The organism is Novosphingobium sp. (genome assembly GCF_039595395.1).
Taxonomy (GTDB): Bacteria; Pseudomonadota; Alphaproteobacteria; order Sphingomonadales; family Sphingomonadaceae; genus Novosphingobium.
This window is the reverse complement of record NZ_JBCNLP010000006.1, coordinates 388,644-415,250: the sequence shown is the minus strand read 5'-3', so window position 1 is coordinate 415,250 and position 26,607 is coordinate 388,644. Positions and strand designations below refer to the sequence as shown.

The 26,607-nt window shown below is 64.0% G+C and carries 19 protein-coding genes; 10 read left to right on the top strand and 9 right to left on the bottom strand.

The features are described 5' to 3' along the window. Nucleotides 1-214: 214 nt before the first annotated feature. Genes ABDW49_RS21955 through ABDW49_RS21940 form a run of 4 tightly spaced genes read left to right on the top strand, consistent with a single transcriptional unit; the run spans nucleotide 215 to nucleotide 4,571 of the window. On the top strand, nucleotides 215-1,624 hold the full coding sequence (locus ABDW49_RS21955) for a hypothetical protein (protein WP_343615246.1): 1,410 nt from the start codon (nucleotides 215-217) through the stop codon (nucleotides 1,622-1,624). Beyond that, entirely contained in the window at nucleotides 1,614-2,522 is a 909-nt protein-coding gene (locus ABDW49_RS21950) for a hypothetical protein (RefSeq protein WP_343615245.1), read from the top strand. The genes ABDW49_RS21955 and ABDW49_RS21950 overlap by 11 nt, the downstream gene beginning before the upstream one ends. A gap of 3 nt (nucleotides 2,523-2,525) precedes the next feature. Further along, nucleotides 2,526-3,368: a Nif3-like dinuclear metal center hexameric protein gene (locus ABDW49_RS21945; protein ID WP_343615243.1), complete on the top strand. Its 843-nt coding sequence runs from the start codon at nucleotides 2,526-2,528 to the stop codon at nucleotides 3,366-3,368. Nucleotides 3,369-3,401: 33 nt separating this feature from the next. Continuing rightward, nucleotides 3,402-4,571 carry a Gfo/Idh/MocA family oxidoreductase gene (locus ABDW49_RS21940; protein ID WP_343615241.1) on the top strand — a complete coding sequence of 390 codons (1,170 nt, stop codon included), beginning with the start codon at nucleotides 3,402-3,404 and terminating at the stop codon, nucleotides 4,569-4,571. Nucleotides 4,572-4,594: 23 nt separating this feature from the next. On the opposite strand, the gene ABDW49_RS21935 is transcribed toward ABDW49_RS21940, so the two are convergent. Together ABDW49_RS21935 and ABDW49_RS21930 are read right to left on the bottom strand one after the other, a co-directional pair. Then, nucleotides 4,595-5,449 (bottom strand): hypothetical protein, encoded by an 855-nt coding sequence (locus ABDW49_RS21935; protein WP_343615239.1) that lies wholly within the window; start codon nucleotides 5,447-5,449, stop codon nucleotides 4,595-4,597. A 4-nt stretch (nucleotides 5,450-5,453) separates the two neighbouring features. Beyond that, the gene (locus ABDW49_RS21930) at nucleotides 5,454-6,392 is read right to left on the bottom strand and encodes a VOC family protein (protein WP_343615237.1); all 939 of its coding nucleotides are present in this window, start codon (nucleotides 6,390-6,392) and stop codon (nucleotides 5,454-5,456) included. Between the two features lie 645 nt (nucleotides 6,393-7,037). Between ABDW49_RS21930 and ABDW49_RS21925 the strand changes: the two genes are divergently transcribed. After that, on the top strand, nucleotides 7,038-7,928 hold the full coding sequence (locus ABDW49_RS21925) for an alpha/beta hydrolase (RefSeq protein ID WP_343615235.1): 891 nt from the start codon (nucleotides 7,038-7,040) through the stop codon (nucleotides 7,926-7,928). A 49-nt stretch (nucleotides 7,929-7,977) separates the two neighbouring features. Here ABDW49_RS21925 and ABDW49_RS21920 read toward each other — a convergent pair whose 3' ends face one another. The 4 genes from ABDW49_RS21920 to ABDW49_RS21905 form a co-directional block, all read right to left on the bottom strand. After that, on the bottom strand, nucleotides 7,978-9,480 hold the full coding sequence (locus tag ABDW49_RS21920; RefSeq protein ID WP_343615233.1) for a glycosyl hydrolase family 8: 1,503 nt from the start codon (nucleotides 9,478-9,480) through the stop codon (nucleotides 7,978-7,980). 51 nt (nucleotides 9,481-9,531) lie between these two features. After that, nucleotides 9,532-12,189, bottom strand: coding sequence for a glycoside hydrolase family 3 C-terminal domain-containing protein (locus ABDW49_RS21915; protein WP_343615231.1), 2,658 nt, complete (start codon nucleotides 12,187-12,189; stop codon nucleotides 9,532-9,534). A gap of 33 nt (nucleotides 12,190-12,222) precedes the next feature. After that, nucleotides 12,223-13,767, bottom strand: coding sequence for a tryptophan halogenase family protein (locus tag ABDW49_RS21910; RefSeq protein WP_343615229.1), 1,545 nt, complete (start codon nucleotides 13,765-13,767; stop codon nucleotides 12,223-12,225). Between the two features lie 70 nt (nucleotides 13,768-13,837). After that, on the bottom strand, nucleotides 13,838-16,738 hold the full coding sequence (locus tag ABDW49_RS21905; RefSeq protein ID WP_343615227.1) for a TonB-dependent receptor: 2,901 nt from the start codon (nucleotides 16,736-16,738) through the stop codon (nucleotides 13,838-13,840). Nucleotides 16,739-17,064: 326 nt separating this feature from the next. Between ABDW49_RS21905 and ABDW49_RS21900 the strand changes: the two genes are divergently transcribed. The 3 genes from ABDW49_RS21900 to ABDW49_RS21890 all read left to right on the top strand — a co-directional run bounded on the left by ABDW49_RS21900 (nucleotide 17,065) and on the right by ABDW49_RS21890 (nucleotide 19,252). Then, a complete protein-coding gene (locus ABDW49_RS21900; RefSeq protein WP_343615225.1) occupies nucleotides 17,065-17,358 on the top strand; it encodes a hypothetical protein in 294 nt (97 codons plus the stop codon). Nucleotides 17,359-17,518: 160 nt separating this feature from the next. Continuing rightward, complete coding sequence (locus tag ABDW49_RS21895; RefSeq protein ID WP_343615223.1) at nucleotides 17,519-18,208, top strand: SapC family protein; 690 nt, start codon at nucleotides 17,519-17,521, stop codon at nucleotides 18,206-18,208. Nucleotides 18,209-18,220: 12 nt separating this feature from the next. Then, nucleotides 18,221-19,252, top strand: a complete 1,032-nt coding sequence (locus ABDW49_RS21890; protein WP_343615221.1) for a cupin-like domain-containing protein — start codon at nucleotides 18,221-18,223, stop codon at nucleotides 19,250-19,252. A gap of 41 nt (nucleotides 19,253-19,293) precedes the next feature. Here ABDW49_RS21890 and ABDW49_RS21885 read toward each other — a convergent pair whose 3' ends face one another. Continuing rightward, nucleotides 19,294-20,874 (bottom strand): alpha-L-arabinofuranosidase C-terminal domain-containing protein, encoded by a 1,581-nt coding sequence (locus ABDW49_RS21885; protein WP_343615220.1) that lies wholly within the window; start codon nucleotides 20,872-20,874, stop codon nucleotides 19,294-19,296. Nucleotides 20,875-21,206: 332 nt separating this feature from the next. On the opposite strand from ABDW49_RS21885, the gene ABDW49_RS21880 reads away from it, so the two are divergent. After that, nucleotides 21,207-22,268 (top strand): LacI family DNA-binding transcriptional regulator, encoded by a 1,062-nt coding sequence (locus tag ABDW49_RS21880; protein ID WP_343615218.1) that lies wholly within the window; start codon nucleotides 21,207-21,209, stop codon nucleotides 22,266-22,268. Nucleotides 22,269-22,283: 15 nt separating this feature from the next. Here ABDW49_RS21880 and ABDW49_RS21875 read toward each other — a convergent pair whose 3' ends face one another. Beyond that, a complete protein-coding gene (locus tag ABDW49_RS21875) occupies nucleotides 22,284-23,939 on the bottom strand; it encodes a glycoside hydrolase family 43 protein (RefSeq protein ID WP_343617355.1) in 1,656 nt (551 codons plus the stop codon). A gap of 276 nt (nucleotides 23,940-24,215) precedes the next feature. On the opposite strand from ABDW49_RS21875, the gene ABDW49_RS21870 reads away from it, so the two are divergent. Further along, a complete protein-coding gene (locus ABDW49_RS21870) occupies nucleotides 24,216-25,232 on the top strand; it encodes an alpha/beta hydrolase-fold protein (protein WP_343615217.1) in 1,017 nt (338 codons plus the stop codon). Between the two features lie 12 nt (nucleotides 25,233-25,244). Here the strand turns inward: ABDW49_RS21870 and ABDW49_RS21865 are convergent, their stop codons facing one another. Next, on the bottom strand, nucleotides 25,245-26,603 hold the full coding sequence (locus tag ABDW49_RS21865) for a Gfo/Idh/MocA family oxidoreductase (RefSeq protein WP_343615216.1): 1,359 nt from the start codon (nucleotides 26,601-26,603) through the stop codon (nucleotides 25,245-25,247). Nucleotides 26,604-26,607: the final 4 nt, after the last annotated feature.

The window sequence follows — 26,607 nt, the reverse complement described above, 5'->3', positions numbered from 1 at the left end:
ATCGGCCCATGCTTCAATGGTCGGGCCTGTGCGATCCGGCAAATCCTATCAGATATACCCCGAAATTTCCGAGGGCAATCCTGCCATCCATGCTCCCGATTTCCTGAAGAAATCATATATTATATGATTGTGCAAAGCCCTGCCCTGCCCCATGATGGCTTCAAGCCGGACGATCAGAATCGGCGCTCGATGCTTCCGGGATAAGAGGACCGCCATGCGTTTGCCAAAGGTTGCGCCCAGACTGATCGTGCCTGCGGCAAGCGTCATGCTGATGGCCGCGCCCGCGTGGTCACAGCAAGCCGCGCCAGCCCCCACCACACAGCAGATCGCCGAAGCCAGCGCCGCCATGCACCGCAAGGAGCTGGATCTGGCCGGGGTCAAACAGACGGTGGCGCCGCGTGCCGGGCGCGACCGCAACGATCCCCATTTCGCCAATTTCGACGAGGCCAAAGCAAACACGGGCGCCCCCCTGCCCCCGGCGCTCACCGCGCAGGACGGCACCGCCATCACCACCGCCGCGCAATGGTGGCATATGCGTCGTCCACAGATCCTCGCCGCCTTCGAATCCGAGGTCTATGGGCGCGTGCCCGCCTCCGCGCCCGCCATCCACTGGCGCATCGCCGAGACCGTCAACGAAACCGTCGGCGGCCACCCCATGATCACGCGCAAGCTGGTGGGCCATGCCGACAATGCCGCCGCGCCGGGCATCACGGTCGATATTCTGATGACAGTCAGCACGCCCGCCGACGCGAAGGGGCGTGTGCCGATGATGCTGATGATCGGCTCGCTGCGGCCCTTTCATCTTCCGCCCGGTTTCAAGCTGGCTCAGCCCGCCGTCCCCTCCGCCGAGGAGCAGATGGCCGCGCGGGGCTGGGGCTATGCCACCATCGACACCGCGTCGATCCAGGCCGACAACAGCGCCGGGCTGACATCGGGCGTCATCGGTCTGGCCAACCGGGGGGCGCCGCGCTCACTGCATGACTGGGGTGTGCTGCGCGCCTGGGCCTGGGGCTGCAGCCGCGCGCTCGACTGGATGCAGACCGACGGAAGGATCGACGCAAGGCGCGTGGGCATCTTCGGCCATTCGCGCAACGGCAAGGCGGCGCTGGTGGCGCTGGCCTTCGACCAGCGCTTTGCGGCGGGCTACATCAGCTCCTCTGGCGCCGGGGGCGCGGCGCTCTATCGCCGCAACTATGGCGAGGGCATCGGCAATCTCACCAGCGACGAGGCGCATTGGTTCACCCCGGCTTTCCTGACATATGGTTCGGTCGATCACAGCCCCGCCGAGCTGCCGGTGGATGCCCATGAGCTGATCGCGCTGGTCGCCCCGCGTCTGGTCTTCATCGGCGGCGGCCAGTTGATGCTGGCCCCGCCCGATGCCGTGCCCGGCGATGCCTGGGTGGATCCCAAAGGCATGTTCATGGCCGCCAGCGCCGCCTCGCCAGTATGGAGATTGCTGGGCAGCAAAGGGCTGGAGCCCTCCCGGTTCCCCCAGCTTGGTACCACCCTGACCCAAGGGCATATCGGCTTCCGCCAGCATGAATTTGGTCATACACCCTTGCCCAACTGGTCAAGCTTCATCACCTTCATGCAGCCCTATTGGGGAGATGCCCATGCGCAATGACACGCTAACCCGCCGCTCCGTAATGGCAGGCGGAGCAGGGATCGCGCTGGCCGCGCCCCTGCCCGCCATGGCCGCCGCCACGCGCATGAGTGCCGCCGCGCTGCTGAGCAGCGGCACGCTGCCCGCCGGTGCCGCCTCGACACTGGCGAGCGCCACGCTGATCCATGGCAGCGGCGATACGCAAGTGACCGGCATCATGGTCGCCACCATGCCCAGCCTTGTCGTGCTGCGTCAGGCGGTGGCCAGCGGCTGCAACCTGATCCTCAGCGCCGAGGCGCCGCTCTACAGCCGCCCGCTGCCCGCCGATGCCAATCCCATGGCCAGGGCGGGCGCCGAGCGGCTGTTTGCCCAACCGGTGTTCAGGGAAAAATCCGCTTTCATCGCCGGCCACAAGCTGGTCGTCTATCGCCTGCCCACCCGCAGCGAAGCGCCCGGCCCTTCCGCCGACAACCCGCTCTTCACCGGCCATCTGGCGCGGGCGATGGGCCTGAGCACAACGGCTGACGGCTGGATCTTCGACACGGCGCCCATCACGCTGGGCACGCTGGTTCAGCGGGCGCAAAGCGCGGTGGGCGCCCATGGCGGGCTGCGGATGATCGGCGATCCGGCCATGCCGGTGCGCAAGGTCTGCGTGGTGCCCGGCACCACCGAGATGGCCGCGACGCTGCCCCGTCTGCGGCAGGCCGATGTGCTGGTGGCGGGCGACCTGCGCGAATGGGAACTGGTGCCCTATATCGCCGACAGCCATGCGGCGGGGCATCCGAAGGGGCTGGTGGCTCTGGGCCGCATCCTGTCGCAACAGCCGGGCACGCGCGCGCTGGCGGCTGCGCTCAAGGCAGCGCACCCCGGCCTGCCCGTCAGCTTCGCGCCTCACGCTGACCCGTTCTGGAGGGCTTGAGCCATGACGCCGCAGCAGATCGTCGATGCGATTTACGCGAAGGCCGCCGCAGAAGGCGTCGGCCCGCCACCGCACCCATCGTATCGCGACACCTTCAAGAACGGCAATCCCGATACGGTGGTCACCGGCATCGCCACCACCGGCATGTCCACCTTCGACATGCTGAAACGGGCGGTCGCCGAAGGGCGCAATTTCATCATCTCCCATGAGGACACATGGTACAGCGACAACGACAGCGTTGAGGCTCTGTCGGGCGATCCGGTCTATCTGGCCAAGAAGGCCTTTATCGATGAGCATGGGCTGGTCATCTGGCGCAACCATGATCTGGCGCACCGCATGCGCCCCGATCCGCTGTTTGCCGGTCAGCTCAGCCTGTTGGGCTGGGAGGCGGACAAGCCTGCCAACGGCGCCGCGCCGCGCTGGCCCGTGGTCACCTTGCCTCAGCCGATGACTCTGGAGGCTCTGGCCGCTTATGTCACCAGGCGTACCGGTACGCATGCCCACCGCATCACCGGTCCGCGCGACATGATGGTGCGCAAGGTGGCGATCGGCGTGGGCTATGCCTTCCCCGATTTCACCCTCGACGATGATGTGGATGTCATCGTTGGCGGCGAAGCGGCCGAGGGGGCGGACAGCCATCTGCCCACCTATGATGCGACCGCTTTTGCGCAGGATTCCACCCTGCTGGGCCGTCCGCGCGGCATCATTCTTCTGGGCCATATGGGCACCGAGGATATCGGCATGAAGCTGTTGGCCGAATGGCTCGCCGGTTTCATCAAGGATGTGTCGATCCGCTATATCCCCGCCAACGAGCCCTTCACCCCGCTGAACGCCCGGCCTGGCTGAAGCGGACCAAGAACACAGAAAACGGAGGATGCCGTGATCACAAGACGCGATGTGATGGAACTGGGCGCGGGCGCGGCGCTGACGCTTTCGGCGGGCGGCGTGCTGCATGCCCAGCCAGGATCGGCGCGATCGGTCGGCTATGCGGTGGTGGGCCTTGGCAAGCTCAGCCTGGGGCAGATCCTGCCCGCGCTCAAGGCCACGAAGAATGCCCATCTCGCCGCGCTGGTCAGCGGCAAGCCGGAGAAAGCGCGCAAGGTCGCCGCGCAATATGGTCTGCCCGAAAGCGCGATCTACACTTACGAGAATTTCGACAGCATCGCGAAAAACCCCGCTATTCAGGTCGTCTACGTCGTCCTGCCCAATGCGATGCATGCCGACTTCACCATCCGCGCCTTCAAGGCCGGCAAGCATGTGCTGTGCGAAAAGCCCATGGCCGTCTCGCTGGAGGAATGCGAGCGGATGATCGCGGCGGGCAAGGCGGCGAAGCGCCAGTTGATGATCGCCTATCGCTGCCAGTACGAGCCGGTGAACGTCACCGCCATGCAGATGATGCGCAAAGGGGCGGTGGGCACACCGCGTCTGGTCAATGCGGTGATGGGCAAGCAGACCGACCTGTCCGACCCTTCCGACGTATGGCGGCTGGACAGGACGATGTCGGGCGGCGGAGCGCTGGCCGATATGGGCATCTATGGCATCAACGCCACGCGCTATCTGCTGGCCGAAGAGCCGGTGGACGTGCGCGGCTGGGCCCGCACCGACAAGAGCGATCCGCGCTTCAGGACGGTCGATGACATGGTGGCCTGGCAAATGCGCTTTCCCTCGGGCGCGATCGGCGAAGGATCGTCCTGCTTCTCGCAGCCGGGCACCATGGCCTGGCAGGTGGTCGGCAGCGAGCGGCGGATGGTTGCCGATCCGGCCTGTTTCTATGGCGGCAATGGCATCCGCATTCTGGGCGGCAAAAACGATCCTCAGCCCCAGATCGCGGAGATCGACCAATTCGGCAATGAAATGAACTGGTTCGCCGATGTGATCCACGGCAGGGCACCCAATGTCTCGCCCGGCGAGGAAGGGCTGCAGGACATGCGGATCATGCATGCCATCATGCAATCACTGGCCCAGGGCGGGCAGACGGTGGCAATCGAGAGCAGCTATCGCCGCGCTTACGATCCGGCCACGGCGGTGGGGATCCGCACCGCCGTGTAAAACCGGCGCCGGTCATGGGCGCCCTAGCGCACATGACCGGCGCTGTTGTCCAGCACCACATTCGAAAGCGTCGCGGTTTCCGTCACGCCGGGCAGATGCGAGGAAAAGCCGATGCCGACATAGAAAGGCCCGGCAATCTCCAAGGTGATCGGCGCCCCGAATTGATGCATCGGTTCGCCCTGCTCGCTCACCCATAGGGTGAACTGATTGCCTTTCTTCTCGATGCCGATCCGTTTGGCATTGAGTGTCACCAGACTGTCGGGCGACTGTCCTCCCGGCAGGCCGCCGCGACTGCCGATGCGATACTCCATGTCGCTGATCCGCTTGCCCGCTTCGGGCCGCTGCGCCAGATGGATCATCCCGTCGCCATGCAGGGCGACAAAGGCCTCCCTGGCGTCATCCTCCAGCGACTGGCGGATCAGCAGCAGCGCCTTGTGATCGCCAAAGCCGCCATGCGGATAGGCAATATCCGCCGCCAGCGAGACATCGCCGGACATTGTCTTGAACAGAAAGCGGAATTCGTCCCGCGTGTACCAGACATTGTAGCCCGCCGCCTCGATCGTATAGGTCGCCCCGGACAGCGAAGCCCGCCCCGGCGCCACCGCCGCGCCAACATCGGCCTGCCCATCGAAGATGCCGATCGGCCTGGCCTCAACCCGGCTGGCCCGATGGAAACCGGACGGCGGGCCGACCTGATTATGTGTGGTCGATTGCGGATAGGCCCAGTCCGGCGCGAGCGGCGCGCCGGGCGGGCTGTTCGCCAGCGAACTGCCGGGCACATCGGCATGCTCCTGCGCATGAAGCGGCAGGGCGGCGAGCGCCAGCCCCGCCATTGCCGCCAGCGCGGCAGACCTCTGGAGTGTGCGCATGGTGCTCACGCGCTTACTTTTCCGGATCGGGCGCGGCGAAGGGCGAGCAGCACGGCTTGCCAATCGCGTGGAACTCCATCACTTCGGCGCGCGTCCCGTCCGGATCGAACAGGTTAAGCTGCCATTTGGCATCGCGGCCGATCTTGGGCGTCTCTGGCTGCCCCTGCAGGCGATCGCCGTTCCACAGCAGCGTGTAGGCCACGCGCGTATCGCGCACGCCCAGCGAAAAATGGTTGAGGATGCCCAGCGTCGCCGCGCTCATATCGGCGGGCACACCTTTGGTGTCGGGCGTGCCGACCACCATATATTCGATCCAGTCATGCCCATCGGGCAGTTGCATCGAGATCCAGTCACGGTGATCATCGTGCATGCCGCCCTCCCAATAGGGCCGCAAGCCAAGGATATCCTTGTAGAAACGATCCTCATTGGCGCGGTTGTGGATGATGAAGCCGACATGGATGATGTGATCGGACAGCGCGTTGACCGGCACATCGGGCAAATGGGTCGGCGGCTGCATGAACTGGACCTCCGTCCCTTCCGGATCGGTGACCGAGAACCAGCGGCTGCCATCCGGCGCCACCTTGACGCTCGCGGGCACCGCCACCTTATGCGCGGCCAGATAGGCCCGCATCTTCTCCGCATCGGGCGTGGTCAGCGCGATATGCGCCAGCCGGTTAAGCGAAACCGTGCCCGGCGGCAGCGGCAGCACTTCGACGAACTGGCTTGGTGAGACATAATAGCGCGCGCCGGAGGCTGCTTCCGGATCGGGCAGGCGGACCGCGCCAAGATCATGAACGTAAAAACGCTCTGCCTTGGCCGGGTCCTGCGCATAGACCGCAATATGCGAAACGCTGGTCAACGGCGGGCGTTCGGGCGCCGGCGCAGCGCTCGCTCCGGTTGGCGACAGTGCGGCCAGTGCAAGTCCGAAACACGCCTGCGACCACCTCTTCATACCCATCTCCCTCTTATACGCTTCATGGCGTTCGGATGATGCGGAATGTAAAGATGGTCACAGCGATTCACAATCGAATAGGATGCCACAAAGAACAATATTCATCCTCTTTCGCAAATCATCACCAAAGCGGCATCCTGTTTTTGCTTTTACACATAGCCTTCCACGAAAAATTCATAACACGAGCAGCAATCAACAATCGATTTTCCGCCGGGGCTAAAACTGGACGAGCCAAGACGATCTGGATCGACAAGCGTGGAATCACGCCTCATCTCATGGCCGGATCCGTAGGCAACCTGGCGCCTGAGCCGCAACCGCATATCCTCTCGCAACCATAAAAGAGCGAGATTGTCCCAGGAAGCGCGATCCGAGATTGCGCGATGGTAACGCTATCTGTAAACTTGAGGCATAAGAAAAGCCGGGAGATCCATCATGATTCGCGCGCCAGAGATGCTGCCCGACGCAGGCTTGGGATCCCGACTTATTGCATATTGATCGGCATGATATCGCGCCAATGCGATACGAATATCATTTTCGATACGGCGATGAACGTCACCAGCAAGGACGAACACATGGCAAGCACGACCGCTGCCTGTATTCCAGCCGCGCACAAGGCGATAAACACAGTGATGGAGATCCTATGATATGATGCGCGCCTTCCTTCTCGGCCTTTCGCTGCTGACCGCCACGTCCGCCATCGCTCAGCCCAATGCGCAAGACCCCGCCCCCGAGCAAAAGCCTGCCTACACCCCGATCCCCCTGTGGCCCAATGGGGCCCCCGGTTCAGCCGCGCGCCGCCATGAGGCAGAGGTCGGGCGCGACTATTGGGTGCGCAACATCCACGATCCCTCGCTCCTCGCCTTTCCGGTCGACCCCGCGCATCGCAATGGCGCGGCGGTGGTCATCATCCCCGGCGGCGGCCACAAACTGCTGGTGTGGACCAATGAGGGCACCAAAGTGGCCACCGCTCTGGGCCGGATGGGGATCACGACCTTCGTGCTCAAATACCGCCTCGCGCATGAGCCCGGCTCGCATTACTCGGTCGATGCAGATGCGGCGGACGATGCGCGCCGGGCCATGCGATGGGTGCGCGCCCATGCGAAGGACTATGGCATCGATCCTGCCCGTGTCGGCGCCATGGGCTTTTCCGCCGGCGGAGAGCTGGTATCCCTGATCGCCGACAACCCCGAACCAGCCAGCCGCCCCGTGACCGATGCCATCGATCGCCTGTCGGCACGGCCCGATTTCCAGATCCTGGTGTTTCCCGGCCCGCATGGCATTCCGGCCACCGCCGCGTCCACCGCGCCTCCGGCGTTTCTGGTGGCTGGAAGCCTCGATCCCTGCTGCGCGGCGCCCTCGGTGCAACTCTATGAGCAATTGCGCAAGGCCGGCATCTCCGCCGAACTTCACATGTATGCCGACAGCACGCATGCCTTCAATCTGGATGAATCGAACCGTATTTCGATCCTGCACTGGCCAGATCGCCTGAACGACTGGCTGGCCGATAGCGGATGGCTGTCACCGCGCACCAAATAAGATCATCGCAGCCATCGCGCCCGCTCTGAGTGCGATGGCTGGCAAGCCGTCAGTGCCGATTGCGCGGCTGAATGATGCGGAACTCGCCGGAGAGATGCATCATGCTCATCAGATAGACCATGCCATCGAAATAGCGCTGTTCTCCCGCAGGCGTGGGCATCGCCCAGACCGCGCGCAGAAAGCCGCGCGAGGCATCCCCCGGCGTTCCCGCCAGGCCCGCCACGGCGGTTGCCGCCACCATGCCCGGCGAATGACGGGTGGAGAGCGGCTTGCCATCCAGCGTATAGCGGTCGGGAAAACCATTCACGCCCTGCTGGGTCAGGAAGCTCTGGATAGCATCGCTGAGCCCCTTCTGGCGCTGATCCTTGCCCCACCAGTTGCTGTCCACCGACCAGTTGCTGGCGGTGCGCCAACTGTCATAGCCGAAGGGGTAGGGCTGGCCGTCATAGGTCTGCATCGCGCTGGCGTCGAGATAGCTGCGATCCGGCGCCAGTCCGGTATGCGGATTGGTCACCTTCACGAAGAAGTCACGGCTGACATCCGCCGCCTTGGCCCAGAAGGCGCGATCCTCCACCGGCCCCCAGCGCGACCATAGTTCGTAAAAGGCAGGCAGGTGATAGGAGGCATCGGTGCCCGGCACCTCGGTCTCGGCCACGAAGCGCACCATGGCGTGGCTCTCATCCACCATCGGCCCCACGCTGGCGGGGCGAGGCGGATGCGGCTTGCGGACAGGCGGCCAGGGGCGACCTGCGGCCCTGGCCTCGGCGGCCTCGGCGCGGTTGTTGATGCTGGGCCATGGCTGGTCGGGCTCAACAAAGGGCGCGTCGCCCGGATGGATGCGGAAGGGCGGCGTTCCGGTCTTCACCGCGCGGTGGCGCATCGCACGCAGGATGCGGTCGGCCTGAGCGCGGTAGTCGTAAATTCCCTTGCCATTGCCCCAGCGGTTGGCCGCGAAATAGAGCGCCATGGCGTAATATTGCTCGCCATCGGGCGCCGCGCCGGTGCTGCGCGGCGTGCCGTCGGTGTTCATCGACCAGGCGAAATAGCCATAGGAGGGATTGGCCGGATCGGTCACCTCCATATAGGTTTTCGACCAATTCCACAGCGCATCGAACTCGCGCTTGTGGCCAAGCTGGACGGCAATCATCATGCCATAGCTCATGCCCTCGCTGCGGGCATCATTGTTGGCCCAGTCGGTGATATAGGCCAGCGGGCCATTGGCATTGGCGCCGGTCTCGAAATAGAGCCGCTGCTCCTGCCCGTCGCCATGGAAGAGTTGCCGGTAGATGGCATCGATGCGCGCATGCGTCTCCTGGGGCGAGACACCCAATTGCTGCGCGAAAAGATTGGGGTATCGGCCGGTATGATAGGCCCCGGTGCCATCGCCGGGGCGCCGTTCCACCGCCCAGAGCGGCGCCTCCACATGATGCCCCATCGCCACGGCAGGCGGCGGGGTGGAGGCGGCGGTGACCTGCCCGGCAGGCTGCGCCCAAAGCGGGCCGGACACACCGGACAAGGCAGCCAGCAGGATCAGATGGCGAGCGGATAGCATGGCAGGTCTCCTGCGCCGCACCGGGCGCATCCGGGATGATCGAAAATGGGTTTAGCGGGGGATCGGCGCGCCATGGCTGACGGTGAAGCCGGTCTCCACCGTGGGCAGGCCCTGCCCCGGCTGCCCGCCGCCGAGGCTGAGTTGATACTGCCCCGCCAGCACCGCGCGCACCCCATCGGGATCGACCGAGCTGAGATCACGCGGGGTCAGATCGAAGCTGACCTCACGCGCTTCGCCGGCCTTCAGCGTCACGCGCTGGAAGCCGCGCAGCGCGATATTGGGCACGCCGGGCGCCTGAGGGAAGCGCAGGTAAAGCTGTACCACCTCGTCACCCGCGCGCTGGCCGGTGTTGCGCAATTGCGCGGTGACATGCAGGCCCTTTGCAGCATCGCCTTCCAGCGGCGTGACGTTCAGCCCCGCATAGGCAAAGCTGGTGTAGCTGAGCCCGAAACCAAAGGGATAGACCGGCTTGCCGGTGAAATAGCGGTAGGTGCGCCCGGCCATGGCATAATCGTCGAAAGCGGGCAGATCGGCCAGCGTGTGATAGAAGGTCAGCGGCAGGCGCCCCGCCGGATTGGCCTCGCCCGAAAGCACATGGCCCACCGCAAGACCGCCCTGTTCGCCGGGATACCAGGCCTCAAGGATGGCATTGGCATTGTCGCGTGCCCAGCTCAGATCGATGGCGCTGCCGTTCATCGCCACCACCACCAGCGGCTTGCCCAGTGCTTTGGCGCTTTCCAGCAAGGCCCGCTGATCGGCGGGCAGGTCGAGCGAGGTCTTGTCGCCACCGGAGAAGCCATCGACCTTGACCGGCATCTCCTCGCCCTCAAGATCGGAGGTGAGGCCCACGGCGGCCAGCACCACATCGGCATTGGCAACGGCACGGTGCAGATCGCCAGCCTCATCGCGCGAGATGCGCTTCCATACGAAGTTGGGCTCTGCCGCGCCGCCTGCTTCCATCTCGAAATGCAGCGGATAGCGCTCGCCCTTTTTCAGCTCCACCTCGACCAGCTTGGGCGCCTCGCCCCATTGCGAGTAATGGTCGGAGGCCACGGCAGGCTTGCCGCCGACGGTGATGGCGCCCTTCACGCCGGTAACGCCGAGGCGGTAGGTGCCCGTTTCCGGCACCACGAAGGAGCCGCTCCACACCACCTTATAGGCATCCGACGCCTGCTTGAGGCGAGACGCATAGGAGACCAGACGGTCTTCGGTGCGCCTTGCGATGGGCGTGGCGGCATAGGTCCGCTCGCCGCGCGGCTTGGCGGGATCGACCGCGTTGAAATAGTCGGCATGCAGGCCGGGCTTGCCGTCGGGCGTCAGGAAATGCCCGGCGGGCACCGGGTCGCCATCGGTGATCGAGGCGGTGAAGGGCACCAGCGTGATCTGCGCATCGGGCATGGCGCGCCGGATGCCCTCCACAATCGAAACGGGCGGCGCGGAGGCGGGCGAGGAGTAATTGCCGCGCAGCACGCGCGTCGCATCGCCCAGCGGCCCGATCACCGCCACACGGACACCCTTGCGCAGCGGCAGCGTGCCGTCGTTCTTGAGCAGCACCAGACTTTCGACCGCAGCGCGCAAAGCCATGGCGCGATGTTCGGGCGTGTCCACCATCGTGGCCGGGACAGGTTTGGTGTTGGGTCCGGCAATGCCGGGCAGATCGCCGTTGCGATATCGCGCAGCAAACAGGCGCACCAGAGCGCGATCCAGATCGTCCTGGGTGAGCAATCCGCGTTTCAGCGCCTCGGCATAGCGCGCGCCAAGGCCGGGGACCTCACCGATGGTGCCGGTGTGGCATTCATTGTCCACCCCCGCGCGGAAGGCCGCAGCCACCCCCGCCGCCGGGTCGGTGGCATATTTGTGATGGTCAGCGATATCGACCACCGCATCGCAGTCCGACACGACATAGCCCTTGAAGCCCCATGCTCCGCGCAGATGGTCTTTCAGCAGATTGTCGCTGGCGCAGGCCGGCTGTCCATCGATGCGGTTGTAGGCGCACATGATCGAACCGGCTTTGCCTTCCACAATCGCGGCGCGGAAGGCGGGCAGATAGGTGTCTTCCAGATCATGGCGCGAGACGAAAACGTCAGCGACATGGCGGGTGGATTCCGGCCCCGAATGCACCGCGAAATGCTTGGGTGTGGCGATCACCAGCGGATGGGCGGGATCGGGCCCCTGCATGCCGGTGACGAAAGCCACGCCCATATGCGCGGTAAGGAAAGGGTCCTCGCCATAGGTTTCCTGCCCCCGGCCCCAGCGTGGATCGCGGAAGATGTTGATGTTGGGCGACCAAGTATCGAGCCCGGTGCCGATCTTGCCCAGATGGCCGGTCTCGCGCCCCAGCGTGTGCATGGCGCGCACTTCGGTGCCGATGACGCCTGCCACATCATGCAGCAGCGGCGGGTTGAAGGTAGCCGCAAGGCCGATGGGCTCGGGGAAGTTGGTGGTGGGCACCGGCCCGAAAGCGCCATGGAGCGATTCCGTCCACCAATTGTAGGCCGGAATGCCAAGGCGCGGGATCGCCGGAGCCACATTGACCAGTTGCGCGATCTTCTCGTCCACCGTCAATTTGGCCACGGTCCCGGTGGCCAGCTCTTCGGGGGTCATCTGCGTCGTTTCGGCAGCAAAGGCCTGTCCAGCGAAGCTGGCGGCCAAAGCGGCGGCCGGAAGCAACGCGCGCAGACAGGCGCGCGCGGCAGGTGATGCGTGCATGGTCAACTCTCCCCGGTTTCGGTGACTGCAACCTCAGACGGGCTGCATGCCATAATCGACAATTTTGCGGATCAATTCTCGGTGGCGCGGCAGGCGCAGGCTGAGCCCATCGATCCGGGCGCGATTTTCGCGCAGAGCCCGCTCTGCCATGCGTTCGTCGGCAGCCAGCATCGCAGGATCCACCTCGGTGCGGAAGTCCATGCCATAGAGCACATATTGATAGCTGGCGGCGGGAAAGACCTCGTCCAGCCGGTCGAACTCATCGTGAAACCATGGGCCCTGATAACGCCACAGATGCAGCAAATCCTGCAGGCGCTCGGGGATGGTGGCCGGATCGCGGTTGTCACGCCAGAAGGCGCTGTCCTCGCGCTTTGAGAGCACATAATGCAGCTTCAGGAAATCGATGATGCGGCCCCAGCGGTAATGGGTCGTCTCGTTGAAGCGCTTGGCCACGATATCCATCACACCGCGCGTCATCGGCATCTGCTCGGCGATCAGCTTGGCCGACAGCTCGATCAGCACGATGGCGGAGGCTTCGAGCGGTTCGAGGAAACCGGCCGCCAGTCCGACGGCGACACAATTGCCCTTCCAGAAGGTCTCGCGATGGCCCGAGCGGATAGGAATCTTGCGGATCGGCAGATCGGCGCCCGCCGGGCCAAGATAGGCGCGCAATTCGCGTTCGGCCTCGCCCTCGCTGATATGGCGGCTGGAATAGACATGGCCCGTGCCCCGGCGCGCGGGCAGGCCGATGTCCCAGATCCACCCGGCGCTTTGCGCGGTCGAGATGGTGTGGGTGGGGATCGGCGCATCCTCGCTCTCGTAAGGCAGTTGCACCGCCAGCGCTGTGTCGCAAAACAGCACGTCGGAGCAGTCGCGAAAGCCCACGCCCATCGTCTGCCCGATCAGCAGCGCGCGAAAGCCGGTGCAATCGACGAAAAGATCGCCCGCGATGATGCCCGCCCGGTCGGTCTCGATGCTGGCGATATCGCCATTGTCGGCCCGGTTGACCTTGGTCACATTGGCCAGCACATGGCGCACGCCCAGCTTTTCGCAGCAATGCTTCTGCAGGAAGGGCGCGAATTTGCCCGCATCCAGATGATAGGCGTAATTCGCCGCGCCTTCATATTCGGGCGTGGTGATGGATTTGGGGGCAAGGCCGTTGTCGCAGATCACGCCCTGAGGGCAGACTGCGTCGCAAAAGCTGCCATTCGTCTTGCCGCTCAGCCAATGGGGGGCAAGGTTCACCTGCTCGAAGCCCTGAGGCAGCATCAGCGGGTGGTAATAGGCATCATTCTCCGCGCCCGTCGTCCAACGGGCGAATTTGGCGCCTTGCTTGAAAGATGCATCGCATTCGCGGAAGAAATCGGTCTCCGACACGCCCATCTTCTGCAGGGTGGAGCGCAAGGTCGGCCAGGTCCCCTCACCCACGCCGATGATCGGCGTGTCGGGCGATTCCACCAGCGTCACGGTAAAGCCCGCAGCCATGCGCCCCTGATGGCGCGCGGCAATGATCCCTGCGGCCAGCCAACCGGCGGTGCCGCCGCCCACGATGACGATATGTCTTGTCTTTTCAGTCATGGATCGCCTGCGGTGTCCGGGAAAGAAGTGGCCGGCCGGTGATCCCTCACCGGCCCGCCGTCAGCTGTTATCAGAAATGATAACGTGCACCGAATGTAAAGCGACGACCATAGCTGTAGGCATCAAGCAGTTGGTTGCTGAAACGCCCATGGGTGCTGTAGGTCGAATTGTTGATGTTGGTGATGCCGCCGAACACCGAGACCTGCTTGGTGATGTCATAGCTCGACGACAGGTCGACCTGCACCTGACTGTTGACGAAGGTCGGCTCGGCGCCGAACTGGCCGGTGTTCTGGTTCTGGCCGAACTGCAGCAGATAGCTGTCGCGCCAGTTGACCGCGACACGCGCCTGGAAGCCGTGCTTGTCGTAGAAGGCCACCAGGTTCGCCGAATTGGCCAAGCCCGTCACGGCAAAGCCGCTCTGGCTGATGTCGCTGGAATCGTAGGGCTTGTTGGTGCCAACGAAAGTGGCGTTGGCGGTGAAGCCGAAGCCGCTGCGGCCAAACACATGCTGCAGGGCGATTTCCACGCCGCGCACCGTCGCGTCGGGTCCGTTGACATTCTGCGAGACGGCAAATTGCGCAAGCTGACCGGTCGTGGGATCGACCACGCCGTTGATCGTCTGCCGCTGCACGCCCGCCACGATGAAGTTGCTGACATGCTTGAGGAAGAAGTCGACCGAGAAGTAGGAGTTGGGCGCATAATACCACTCGGCGGCGGCGTCGAAATTGTCCGAGAGGTAAGGCTTGAGGTTGGGGTTGCCGCCCGTCGCCGTCAGGGCGCCCACGCGCTGGCCCGAGCCCACATTGAGCACCGGATTGAGCTTGGAGAGACCCGGACGCGTCAGCGTGCGCGAACCATCGAGGCGCAGATGCAGCTTGGGCGTCAGCTCCAGCTTCAGATCCATGCTGGGCAGCAGATAGTTGTAGCTGCTTCCCGCCACGATCGTGTTGGTCGCCCCATTGTTGGCATAGACCGTGGTCAGCAGCGTCGGGTCGGCGGTGCTGGTGGTCAGGGCGGTAGGCGTCTGGCCCAGCGCCAGCGTGTCGAGATGGGTGTTCTCGTAACGCAGGCCCGACACGAAGTGGAAGGGCATGCTGGCGATATCGGTGGTGAAGCTGCCGCGCACATAGGCCGACCAGCTCTTTTCCCTGATGGTCGCCACGCTCGAGGGGCTCAGCGCCAGATTGAGCGCGCCGGTAAAGCCCGTGCAGCAGCCATAGTTGTAGCCGGGCACATTGGTCGTCTGCGGATTGCCCAGGCTCTGCAGATAGGCATACACGGCCAGCGGATTGTAGGTCAGGATGCCCGGCGCCAGATTGCCGCTGTAACCCGGAATGAAGTTGGCGGTGCTGATCGTGCCGCCATAGATGCTCGAGGGCAGCGCCACGCCCGTGGTGCGGCCCGAAGCGGTGCCGTAACCGGCATAGGCCTGCCAGTAATTGTTGGTGAAGGTATCGCTGGCCTGCAGGCGGAAGGTGTCTTCCGTATAGGAACCACCGAACTGCAGCTTGAAGTTCTCCTGCTCCCACGTGCCCTTGGCGTGGAACTGGCGCACCACGTCGGTGTTCTGCTGGGCCTGGCGCACCATCACATGCGAGCCGATCACCGAGGTGTTCAGGAACTGCCCGGCATTGCCCGAGGGCCCGATGTCATGCAGCACCGGCAGCGTGTTGCTGCTGTTGCCCGTGACGGCAAGGCCGGTGTTGGCGCCCAGAATGCCGCCATAGCCGATATCGGAGCTGTTGTTGCCGATCTCGCCATTGGGGTTGAGCCAGCTCTTGGCGAAGGCGGCGTCGAAGTCGAACTTCAGATGCTCGGTCGCCTCATATTTGAGGTTGGCGCCCAACTGGTTGGTGTTGATCAGCGAATGGGCGATGCCGGCATTCATGTCCATCGGTGTGCCGGGCTGGTTGAAGTCAACCGTGGTGCCGTTCTTGTCCAGCTTGACGTTGGTCAGGCTGCTCATGTTGAACCATGCGGCATAGCCATAGCTGTTGGTCTGCACGACCTGGCTGCTGAAATTGTCATCGACGGTCAGCAGCAGCTTGTCGGTCGGCTTCCACTGCAGCACGAGGCGTGCATCGACGCGCTCGTCGCGGGTGGTGGTCTGCTCGGCGCCGGCCTGCTGCGGGAACCAGCCCAGCACATTCTGCTTGTCGCTGGCGAGGCCACTGGTGGTCGAGCCCGGATTGCAGGTGGCCGCCGTGCTTCCCGAGAGCTGGCAAGGGGCGTAATAGCCGCCTTCCCAGCCATTGACGAAGACATGGTTGGTGGTGGTGTCGTGGCGCGAATAGGCGATGTCGCCCAGAATGCCGATGGTGTCGTCGGCAAAGGTCTTGCTGACCAGCAAGCCGCCCGAGGGCACGACATTGCCCTTGCGATCCTGGATCGAGCCCGACATCGCGGCCGCCACATGGAAGCCGGGGTGATCGAAGGGCTTGGGGAAGGCGATGTCGATGGTGGCGCCGATGGCGCTGGCCGACACCGAAACGTCGGGCGTCTTGTAGACGCTGAGCTGGCCGACGAAATCGGAGCCAACGGTCGAGAAATCGACCGAGCGCTGGCCGGTGGCCGTCGAGATATGGCGCCCGTCATAGAGCGTTTCGTTGAAGTCGCCGCTGAAGCCGCGCACGGTCACGCCGGTCGCCTCGCCGCGGTTGCCCGAAATCTGCACCGACACGCCCGGCAGGCGCTGGAGCGAGGCGGCCACGTTGGGATCGGGGAACTTGCCGATATCTTCCGCTGAAATGGCGTCAACAACGCCCGGCGCCGCACGCTTGATATCCAGATTGCGCTGCAACGATCCGCGAATGCCCGTCACGATGATGCTCGGCGCGTCCTCAGGCGCAGGGGCCGCGCTCGCCGTAGGTGACGGCGATGCATCCTGCGCAAAGGCCGGCGTGCTGATGGCCGCAACCATGGCGCATGTCGCGCCCGAAACCATCAACCCCCAATTAAGCTGCCAGGCCATACCCTCTCCTCTGTTTTTTTGACGGAATTGCCCTCCGCCCAGGTCCACGCACGACGCACAACTCCCGCTGCAGAGCACCCCCGAAGTTGCCTGCGTCGCTATTCTTCAAATTTTCAAATCGTGATGTTCGGCGCCTTGAAAAAAGCGCGTCCCTTCCCCTGCTTGCGCCTGCTTCGACGCCTTATGCATTGTGGGATAGACCATAACGGTAGCGCTATCAATAGCTATTTGTAGGGGTAAAGTCACGCGATCTGAACTGTCACCCGGAAGCCTCAATCTTGTAAGTTCGATGGCATGGCTGGCGCGGAGTCCATCGGGTAAAGCAGATGCTTCGCGGCAAGAAAATTGATATTTTCTCTTATCTTAGCCCTGCCATTCAACCTCCCACAATTGGCGCGACTGTGCAGACCGCGCTTGAGACAATATCGATCAAGACCTCCGTTCGAACAGAGAAGAACAAGCCGCACGTCACCTTCACCACGCATGGCAGCACATGCAGCATTCCGCGCAACATCAATGTGCAGGCCGCGCCCTCGCGACTCAACCTGAGGACGACGGAGTTGAAGGCCCACACCATGCCTTTGAGACACAAGAGCGACAGAGCGCTGGATCACCGTTGAGCCGCGCGCTACTCTGGACAGGGAGTCGAGGTAGCGCTATCGAAATGGCAACTTATCTGCGCTGGAGTCTGGTCGGCAAAGACCATGGGCCGGACCATCTCACAGACCAGATAGACATCCTGCGCAGAACAGACTTTATAACAGACATAGGGGAGGAAACATGGGGATCGAGAAGCTGGAACTGCTCAACAGCGAGCGCCATCGCAATGTGTCAATGCATGTCGCCGCGACCGATCGCCCGCATTGCGTTCAGGTCATCATCGGCGAATTCGGTCTCGCCGCGACCTCCTGCCCGCTGTTCCTCGTGAAAGACCCGGAGACCGGGCGGTTCAATGTGGTGGCGCTCTTCGGCTTCAGGCCCGGTGAACTGCTGGTGGATGGTGCGGACAAGGGCAAGGCCCTGTTCGTGCCGCTGGAACTGGCGCGGCAGGGCTTTTTCATCGAGGGCGACACCATTGCCATCGACCTTGAAAACCCCCGTTTCGGTGAAGGTGCCAGCGTGCCGCTCTTCGACGCATCGGGCGAACCGAGTGATGAAACGCGCCTGATCCAGCGCATCATCGGCACGCTGGTGCAGGGGCGTGAGGCCACGCGGACCTTCATCGAGGACATGGTGCGCCTGCGGCTGGTCGAACCCGTCGACATCAGCCTGCGCTTTGACGATGGTGAAAGCCTGACGCTGGAAGGGCTCTACACCATCAGCCTCGACGCGCTGCAGGATCTCGACGATGCAACTGCGCTCAGCCTGTTCCGCAACGGCCATCTGGCGGCGGCACTGTGCATTCAGGGATCGCAACGCCAGGTGATGGCGCTGGCCAAAAGGCGCAACGATCTGATCGGCAAGGTCTGAGGACAGCAGGCCGTGGCTGACACGCTGACCACCCCGCCCGGCGTCATGGAGATCGAGGCCGCGAAGCGCGATCCCTCCACCTGGCTCGAGACGCTGACGGCGGGCGCACGTCCGGTCATCTTGCGCGGGCTGGTGAGCGATTGGCCCCTCTGTCACGCCGCGCGCCAATCGCCCGAAGCGCTGTGTGCCATGCTGACGGGTTTCGCCAGCCCGCAGATGGCAGAGGTGTTTCTGGCCGATCAGGCGGTTGCCGGGCGCTATTTCTATGGGGAGAAGCTGGAGGGGTTCAACTTCACCCGCATGCCCACCACGGTCGCCGGCGCGCTCACCACGATCATGGAACGCATGCGCGATCCTGCGCTGGGCTCGGCCTATCTGGGTTCCTTGCCGACGCCAGCCTATCTGCCCGGCCTTGCCGATGCCAATCCGCTGCCGGGCATGGTCAAGGGCGTCCAGCCACGGATCTGGATCGGCACGGCCTCGCACATCGCCGCCCATTACGATGCGGTGGACAATCTGGCCTGCGTGGTGGCCGGGCACCGGCGCTTCACGCTCTATCCGCCACAGGCGATTGCCGACCTTTACGCCGGGCCCATCGACCATACGCTGGCCGGGCAGCCGGTCAGCATGGCCACCGAGGACCCGGACCATCCCGAACGCTATCCCAACTTTCCGCGCGCGCGGGAACAGGCGCTAACCGCCGATCTGGAACCGGGCGACGCGCTCTATCTGCCCAAATTGTGGTGGCATCAGGTCGATGCCGAGGCGCCTTTCAACGCGCTGGTCAACTATTGGTGGGATGCCCATGCCACCGGGCCAGATGCGCCGATGCTCTCGATGCTGCTGGCGATGATCACCATCGCGGAACGCCCCCAGGCCGAGCGCGACGCCTTCCGCGCCTTTTTCGAGCATTATGTGTTTCGCGGGCAAGGTCATCCGCTGGCGCATCTGCCGGAAGACCAGCGCGGCGTTCTCGCCAACATCGACCGCGCCGCTTATGGCCGTATCCGCGCGACCATCATGCGCGAGATGCGGGATGTCTGAACAGGCCGCCGCCCGGATAGCGGGCGGCGGCACAGTTCGGCTCAATCCACCCGCACGACCATCACGGATTTGGCAGGCACCTCGATCACCAGTCCGCCCGTGCCGGACTGCACCTTGACCGCGCGCGGCGCCACCTGATCGGGCGCGGCGAAGGTGTTGACCGCATCGACCTTCGCCGCCGTCAGCACCTGACCGCTTGCCGAACGCCCATGGTCCAGCGCAACACGGACCGGCGCATTCGGGTCGATGTTGATCAAGGACAGCCACAGATGCCCCTCGGCATCACGCGCAGCCACCGCATCGAGACGCGGCATACTGTCCTTGCCATGCTCGTAACGGCCCGCATCGAAGCTGACGGGAACCAGTTTCGCATCCTGGAAAGGCACATACATGCGATAGACATGATAGGTGGGTGTCAGCACCATGCGGGGCCCATCGGTCAGGATCATGGCCTGCAGCACATTGATCATCTGGGCGATGTTGGCGTTCTTCACGCGGTCGGCATGGCGGGCAAAGATGTTGAGGTTGACCGCTGCCAGAATCGCATCGCGCAAACTGTTCTGCTGCGCCAGAAAGCCCGGATGCGACCCCGGCGTGGGGGCCAGCCAGGCGCCCCATTCGTCCACCGAGAGAAACACCTTCTTGCCCGGATCATATTTGTCCATGATCGCGGTCTGCTGGACGATCAGCTTGTCCATGTTGAAGGCTTCGCGGATGGTGGCGGCATAGTCATCCTCGCCAAAGCCCGTGGCCGGGAAATGCGGCGGCCAGCCGCCCACCACGTAATTGTGCAGAGAAACGCCCTCGATGTCCCAGCTATAGACCTTGTCGGCCCAGGCCTTCATCACCTGTTCGGTGTAATCGCTCTTGCCCGAATCCCAGCCCACCGCGACGCGCTTCATCTGCCCGGCATCATGCTGCGCGGGATTGAAGTTGTGAACGTAATGGGCGAAGCGCTTCATCTCCTCGACATAATGGTCGGGCGACATCGCGCCGCCGCAGCCCCAATTCTCATTGCCCAGCCCCAGCAACGCGACCTTGTAGGGCTGGGGATGGCCATTGGCGGCGCGCTCCTTGGCCAGCGTTGTTTCGGTGGGGGCGGTCATATACTCCAGCCAGTCGGCCGCTTCCTCGGGGCTGCCCGAACCGACATTGACCGAGACGTAAGCATCCGCGCCGATCTGATCGGCAAAATCCATGAATTCGTCGGTGCCGAAGGTGTTGGCCTCGGGCACGCCGCCCCAATTGCTGTTGACGTGAACCTTGCGCGCAGCAGCCGGACCGATGCCGTCGCGCCAGTGATATTCGTCGGCAAAGCAGCCGCCCGGCCACCGCACATTCGGCACCTTGATCGCCTTGAGCGCCGCCACCACATCAGACCGGATGCCGCGTACATTGGGAATGGCAGAGTCCTTGCCCACCCAGACGCCGCCATAGATCCCCTGCCCCAGATGTTCGGCGAACTGGCCGAAGATGTTGCGGTCGATGGCCTGTGTGGGCGCAGCATCGGTTGCAATATGCACCGCGACGCGCGCCGTATCGGCCTGTGCCGGGGCAACCGTGACCACGGCACCGATGACGCTCAACGCCGATGCCAGACGCAGGGATTTCAAGCTTTTCATAACAGCCTCTCGATCGGTGGATACATGCGGAAGCGTGGAGGTGTGACGGATGCCCACGGCGATAGCGAAATCGGAAGCCGTCAGATCGCGCCCGGCCGCAGCGAAACGTTTCGGCCCTCGGCGTTGCAGCCGAAGGACACCACGGTCTCCCCCTCAGATTTATATCGGATGTTCACAGTATCCGATCTGTTAGCGCTATCTTGTAACAAGTCGGAGTATTTCCGCAAGCTGCTTTCGACAAGGCTCTTGCGATCAGCGGGCATCTCGTTGCAAGAAACGCGGCCTATAAGCCAACAAACGACTGGCAAACCCGGAGCTCAGATAAGCGGATCATGGCAGACAAGAAAAACAACCGTCGCCAGTCGGGCCGCCCGACGATCAGCGATGTCGCGCGGCTGGCGCAATGCTCTCCCATGACGGTCAGCCGGGTCGTCAATGGCGTGCCGGGCGTGCGCACCCAGGCGCGCGAGGCCGTGGAAGCGGCCATCGCGCAGCTCAACTATGCCCCCAACAAGGCCGCCCAGAGCCTGGCCGGTGCGGTCCAGATCCGCATCGCCCTGCTCTACACCAACCCGTCCGATGCCTATCTGACCGAATTGCTGCTCGGTTGCCTCGACAAGGCCAGCCAGATGGATGCGCATCTTGTCGTCGAACGCTGCAGTTTTGACGGCAATGAAGAGGCCATCATCGACGGCTTGATCGCCTCGGGGATCGACGGTTTTCTGCTCCCGCCCCCGCTTTGCGATGATCCCGCGCTGCTGGACGTGATGCGGCGCCTGCGCACGCATAGCGTGTTGATCGGGCCGGGGCGGGCGGATGCCCATCTGGGCGCCGTGATGATCGATGATTATCAGGCGGCTTACGACATGACCCAATATATCATCAATCTGGGCCATAAGCGCATCGGCTTCGTGATCGGCGATCCCCGGCAATCGGCCAGCAGCCTGCGCCATTCCGGCTTTCGCGACGCGATGGCCGCAGCGGGTCTGTCGATCGACCCTCTTCTCGTGCGCGATGGCCTCTTCACCTACCGCTCGGGGTTTACCGCGGCGACCGAGATGCTGGAGGCCCCTCATCCGCCCACCGCGATCTTCGCCTCCAACGACGACATGGCCGCAGGCTGCGTTGCCGCCGCGCATCGCAAACATCTGGAGGTTCCCGGGGATCTGACGATCTGCGGCTTCGATGACACAGCGACGGCGACCAAGGTCTGGCCCGAACTGACCACCATCCGGCAGCCCATTCATGGCATGGCGCAGCACGCCGTGGACCTGCTGGCCAGAAGCATCCGCGCCGACCGGACAGGGGCATCACAGGACTCCAGAATTATCGTGCTGGACTATTCCTTTGTGCAACGCGGATCGGATGCGGCGGCGCCTGCCAAACGCGGCTGACGCCCGAGGCCGGCCCTATTGCGAATGGGTGTAAGGCCCCACAATCGTACCGACAAAGCCGCCTGCTTTTTCGGTGCTCAGCAAAGCTGCGTCCATGGGGGCGCCAAGCTTCCTGGTCCGGCCGCCGACCGCATAGTCAAAGCCCAGATGCGCTCCTTGCGAACGGAAGGTCAGCCTGACAGGCCCCATGGGCAGCGGCGCCGAAGCGACGAGCGTTTCGCCATGCCCGGCCTCGCGCGTGAACAGGGCCACCACGCGCTTGCCCTCCAACCTTGTCACGCCGAAGAACACATAGGCCTCATCATTCTGCAGGGCGACCAGCCCGGCCCGATCGCCATCCTTGCGCGGCGCGAAGGAGACGTTGACCGAGACCACCGCATTCTGATGCTGCTGACGCCGGGCGATCAGCGCGGGAACCCCATTCCTGTCTCCCAGCGCCGCTGCCGATGACAAGAGCAAAGCCCCGTTTTCCAGCCGATAGAACGGCTTTTGCGGGTTACGCAGCCCTACCCAGGCGTTCGACAGATGCCTGCCCCTGAAATCATCGACATAGGCAAAATCCCCGAGCAGCGGCAGGGAGGGCTTCACACCGACAGGCAAATCGGGGCGCCGGGCCACCAGTGGAATGGCTTTTCCATGGTCGAGAATGGTGGGCCAATCGTCCTTCCAGCTCACCGGCAGCAGGAAGGTTTCCCGACCGATGTTGTACAGGCCCGGACTGTAGGGGCGCGTTGCCAGAAACACCGACCACCAGTCGCCCTTTTGCGTCTGCACCATCATCGCATGGCCCGACGACGTCACCGGATGGGGCCGCGCGGGATCGAGATCGCGCTGCGTCAGGATGGGATTGCCCGCAAAGGGCTGAAAAGGCCCGGTGGGAGCAGAAGCGCGGAAGACCACCTCCGAATGGTTCTCGGCGGTGCCGCCCTCGGCCGCATAGAGGTAATAGAAGGCCCCGCGCCGGAGCATATGTGGCCCCTCGATCCAGATCGGCTTCTTGCTGATGTCCACGCCGCCATCGATGATCTGGCTGCGCGGGCCCGTCATCTTCAGAGCCTTGTGATCGAAGGCCTGAATCCAGATTGCGCGGTGGCCCTCATAGAGCGGCGCTTCCTTCGGCGCGTCATTATGGACGATATAGGCCTTGTCGCCATCCCAGAAGATCGAGGGATCAATGCCGTCGAAACCCAGCCACACCGGATCGGACCATGGCCCGGCAGGATTGCGCGCGGTGATCACGAAATTGCCGCCGCAACCCACGCAGGTGTTGACGATGTAGAACAAGCCATCGTGATAGGAAATATCCGGCGCAAAGACGCCTTCCGAAACCTTTCGCCCGGCCATGTTCAACTGTGTCGGGCGGTCGATGGCATTGCCGATCTGCACCCAGTCGACCAGATTGGTCGAATGAAAGACGGGAATCCCCGGAAAATGGGCAAAGGAAGAATTGATCAGGTAGTAATCCGGGCCCACCCTGACGATCGACGGATCAGGATGGTAACCGGCAAGGATCGGATTTACATAGCTGCCCGCTGCGGCCCGCGATCCCGCTGGCGCGTGGCCGTCATAGGTGAAATGCGTGAAGCGGGCAGGCGCGCTCTGCGCCCAAGCCGGGGATGTGGTCAGGGCCAGCAGGAGGAAAGACTTTTTCAGCGCCGACCGCAGAGACATCACCATTCCCCCATCCTCTTGCCACTCGCCGGCGGCCTTGCAGGTCAAGGCGTAAAGGATCGAGATAGCGCTATCAAGCGCTTTTCACGCGCCGCGACCGAGGCACCACCGGCGCCTGCATGCCGGGTTGGCCGTGCCCCATCTTGCGCAGGCGATCCATTCCTGCTGCTGCGTCACGCATGATGGCAAACACCTTCCGTCAAGAGATTGCGCGGCGGCTCTCAAGGCGGCACAAGGGCAGCCAGGGCGCAGACAGGCGCCAATCGGGAGACGAGGATGCGCAAGACAGCGCCGTGGTTGCTGGTAACCCTGTTGGCCACCGCCGCAGCCCCGCCCGAGGCACCTCAGACCGTCGACATCGCTCCGCCCTATCACGATGCGCCGGAGATGGCGGCCCGGCCTGCCACGCCCAGGGGCACGCTCCACAGCTTTATCATGCTGTCCTCCGAAAGCCGGATCTACCCCGGCATCCGCCAATTGGACAGCGATGCCACCCGCCGCCGCGACAGTTGGGGCAACCGCATCGCCGCCCCCGCCGATCAGCAATCGGCACCGGCACCGTGGCGCCGGGAGGTCTTCGTCTATGTGCCTGCCACCTATCGGCCAGGCAGCGCGGCGCCGCTGCTGGTGGTTCAGGACGGGCGCGATTATGCCGCGCGGGTGGCCGCCGCGCTCGACACGCTGATCGCCGCGCATCGTGTTCCCGCCATGATCGCGGTGATGATCCAGTCAGGCGGCGGCGACGCGCAAGGGTCGCAGCGCGGGCTGGAATATGACACCATGTCGGGCCGCTATGCCGAATTTGTCGAGCATGAGGTTCTGCCCCGCGCCGCCGCACTCTATGGCCTGCGTTTCACCAGCGATCCCGATGGGCGCGCGGCGATGGGCGGCTCATCCGGCGCGGCCGCCGCGCTGTCGATGGCTTGGTATCATCCCGAGTGGTATCACAAGGTGCTCAGCTATTCGGGCACCTTCGTCAATCAGGCCTCGCCCGTCGATCCGGCCACGCCGCGCGGCGCGTGGGAGTATCACGCCAGCCTGATCCCCGGCTCACCCGCCAAGCCGATCCGTATCTGGATGGAGGTGGGCGAGCAGGATTTGCACTGGCAAGACCCCGAGCAAAGCTGGCACAACTGGCCTCTCGCCAATGACCGGATGGCCGCCGCGCTGGCCGCGAAACATTACGACATGCATTATGTGCGGGCGGCAGGCGCCGGGCATGTCGATCCCAATGTCGTCGCCCAGACCCTGCCGGGAGCGCTGGAATGGCTGTGGCGCGATTATCCGCGCTGAAGCCGGCTCCCTTCAGATCGCGTAAGCCGCGCGCTGCGGGCGGCTGAGCATCGCATTGGCTTCATCGTCACCGATAAAGCGCTCGGCCACCGGGTCCCAGCGCAGGCGGCGGCCGGTCTTCATGGCGGTCCAGTGCAGCAGGCAGGTCGAACAGGCACGGTGACCGATTTCGGCAGGCGCCGCATTGGGCGCGCGGGTGCGGATCGAATCCAGCCAGTTGCGGTGATGCTCCGGGCTTTGCATCAGGCGGATCTCATGCGGGCCGATCACGCTGGTCAGGATTTTGGGATCGCTGGCCACCAGCGCCTTATCCGCCCCACCCGCCGGGTCGGAGGCGGTGACGCCACCGCTGCGGGCCACAAAGATCCAGCCCTTGTCGCCGATAAAGCGCACGCCATTGGGCAACGCGCCAGAGATCGTCATCTGCACGCCATTGGCATAGAGCCCATGCGTCTCGAAGGCGCCATGCACATCCCACAGTCCGCTTTTGGGGAAGTCGGCATGGCCCCAGATCTCGATGGGGCCGGTGTGCTCGGTATCCATGCCCCAATGGGCGGTGTCGACGTGATGCGCGCCCCAGCCGGTGATCATCCCCGCCCCGAACTGCTCGCAGCGCAGCCAGCCCGGCCGGTCCTCCAGCGAGGCCTGAGGATGGACGCGCATCTCGGTGTAATAGGCCTCCGGCGTGGAGCCCAGCCAGGCGTCGTAATTGAGGTTGGCGGGCACCGGCATGGGCGGCGCCACCGGCCCGGAAGGGTCACCCGGCAGGCCCACCTCCACGCGGGTCAGCTTGCCGATGCGGCCATTGCGCACCAGCTCACAGGCGCGGTGGAACTGCGGCCAGGGGTCCATGGCGCGCTGCTGCGAGCCGATCTGGACGATGCGGTCGGACGCCTTGGCGACATCGGCCATCTTGCGCCCCTCGGCAATGGTGAGCGAGGCGGGTTTCTGGAGATAGACATCCTTGCCCGCGCGGATGGCATCGATCGCCAATCGGGCATGCTGATGATCGGGAGTGGAAATCAGCACCGCATCGATGTCGGCATTGGCCAGCAGGGCGTGATGATCGCCATAGATCCGCGTGCCCGCATAAGGCTTGCCATCGCGTGCGGCATAGGCCTCATCCACCAGCTTTTGCCCCGCCGCCAGCCGGTGCGTGTCGAGATCGCAGACCGCGACGATATGGGCATCCCGATGCTTGAGCACCTCTCTCATGTCATGCGTGCGGCTGATGCGCCCCACGCCGATGGCGCCGATGTTGATCCGCTTGCTGGGCGCGGTGGCTCCCAGCACGCTGGCCGGAATGATGACGGGAAATCCGGCGGCAACGGCAGTCTTGATCGCGGTGCGACGGGTGATAATCGCTTTCATCGAG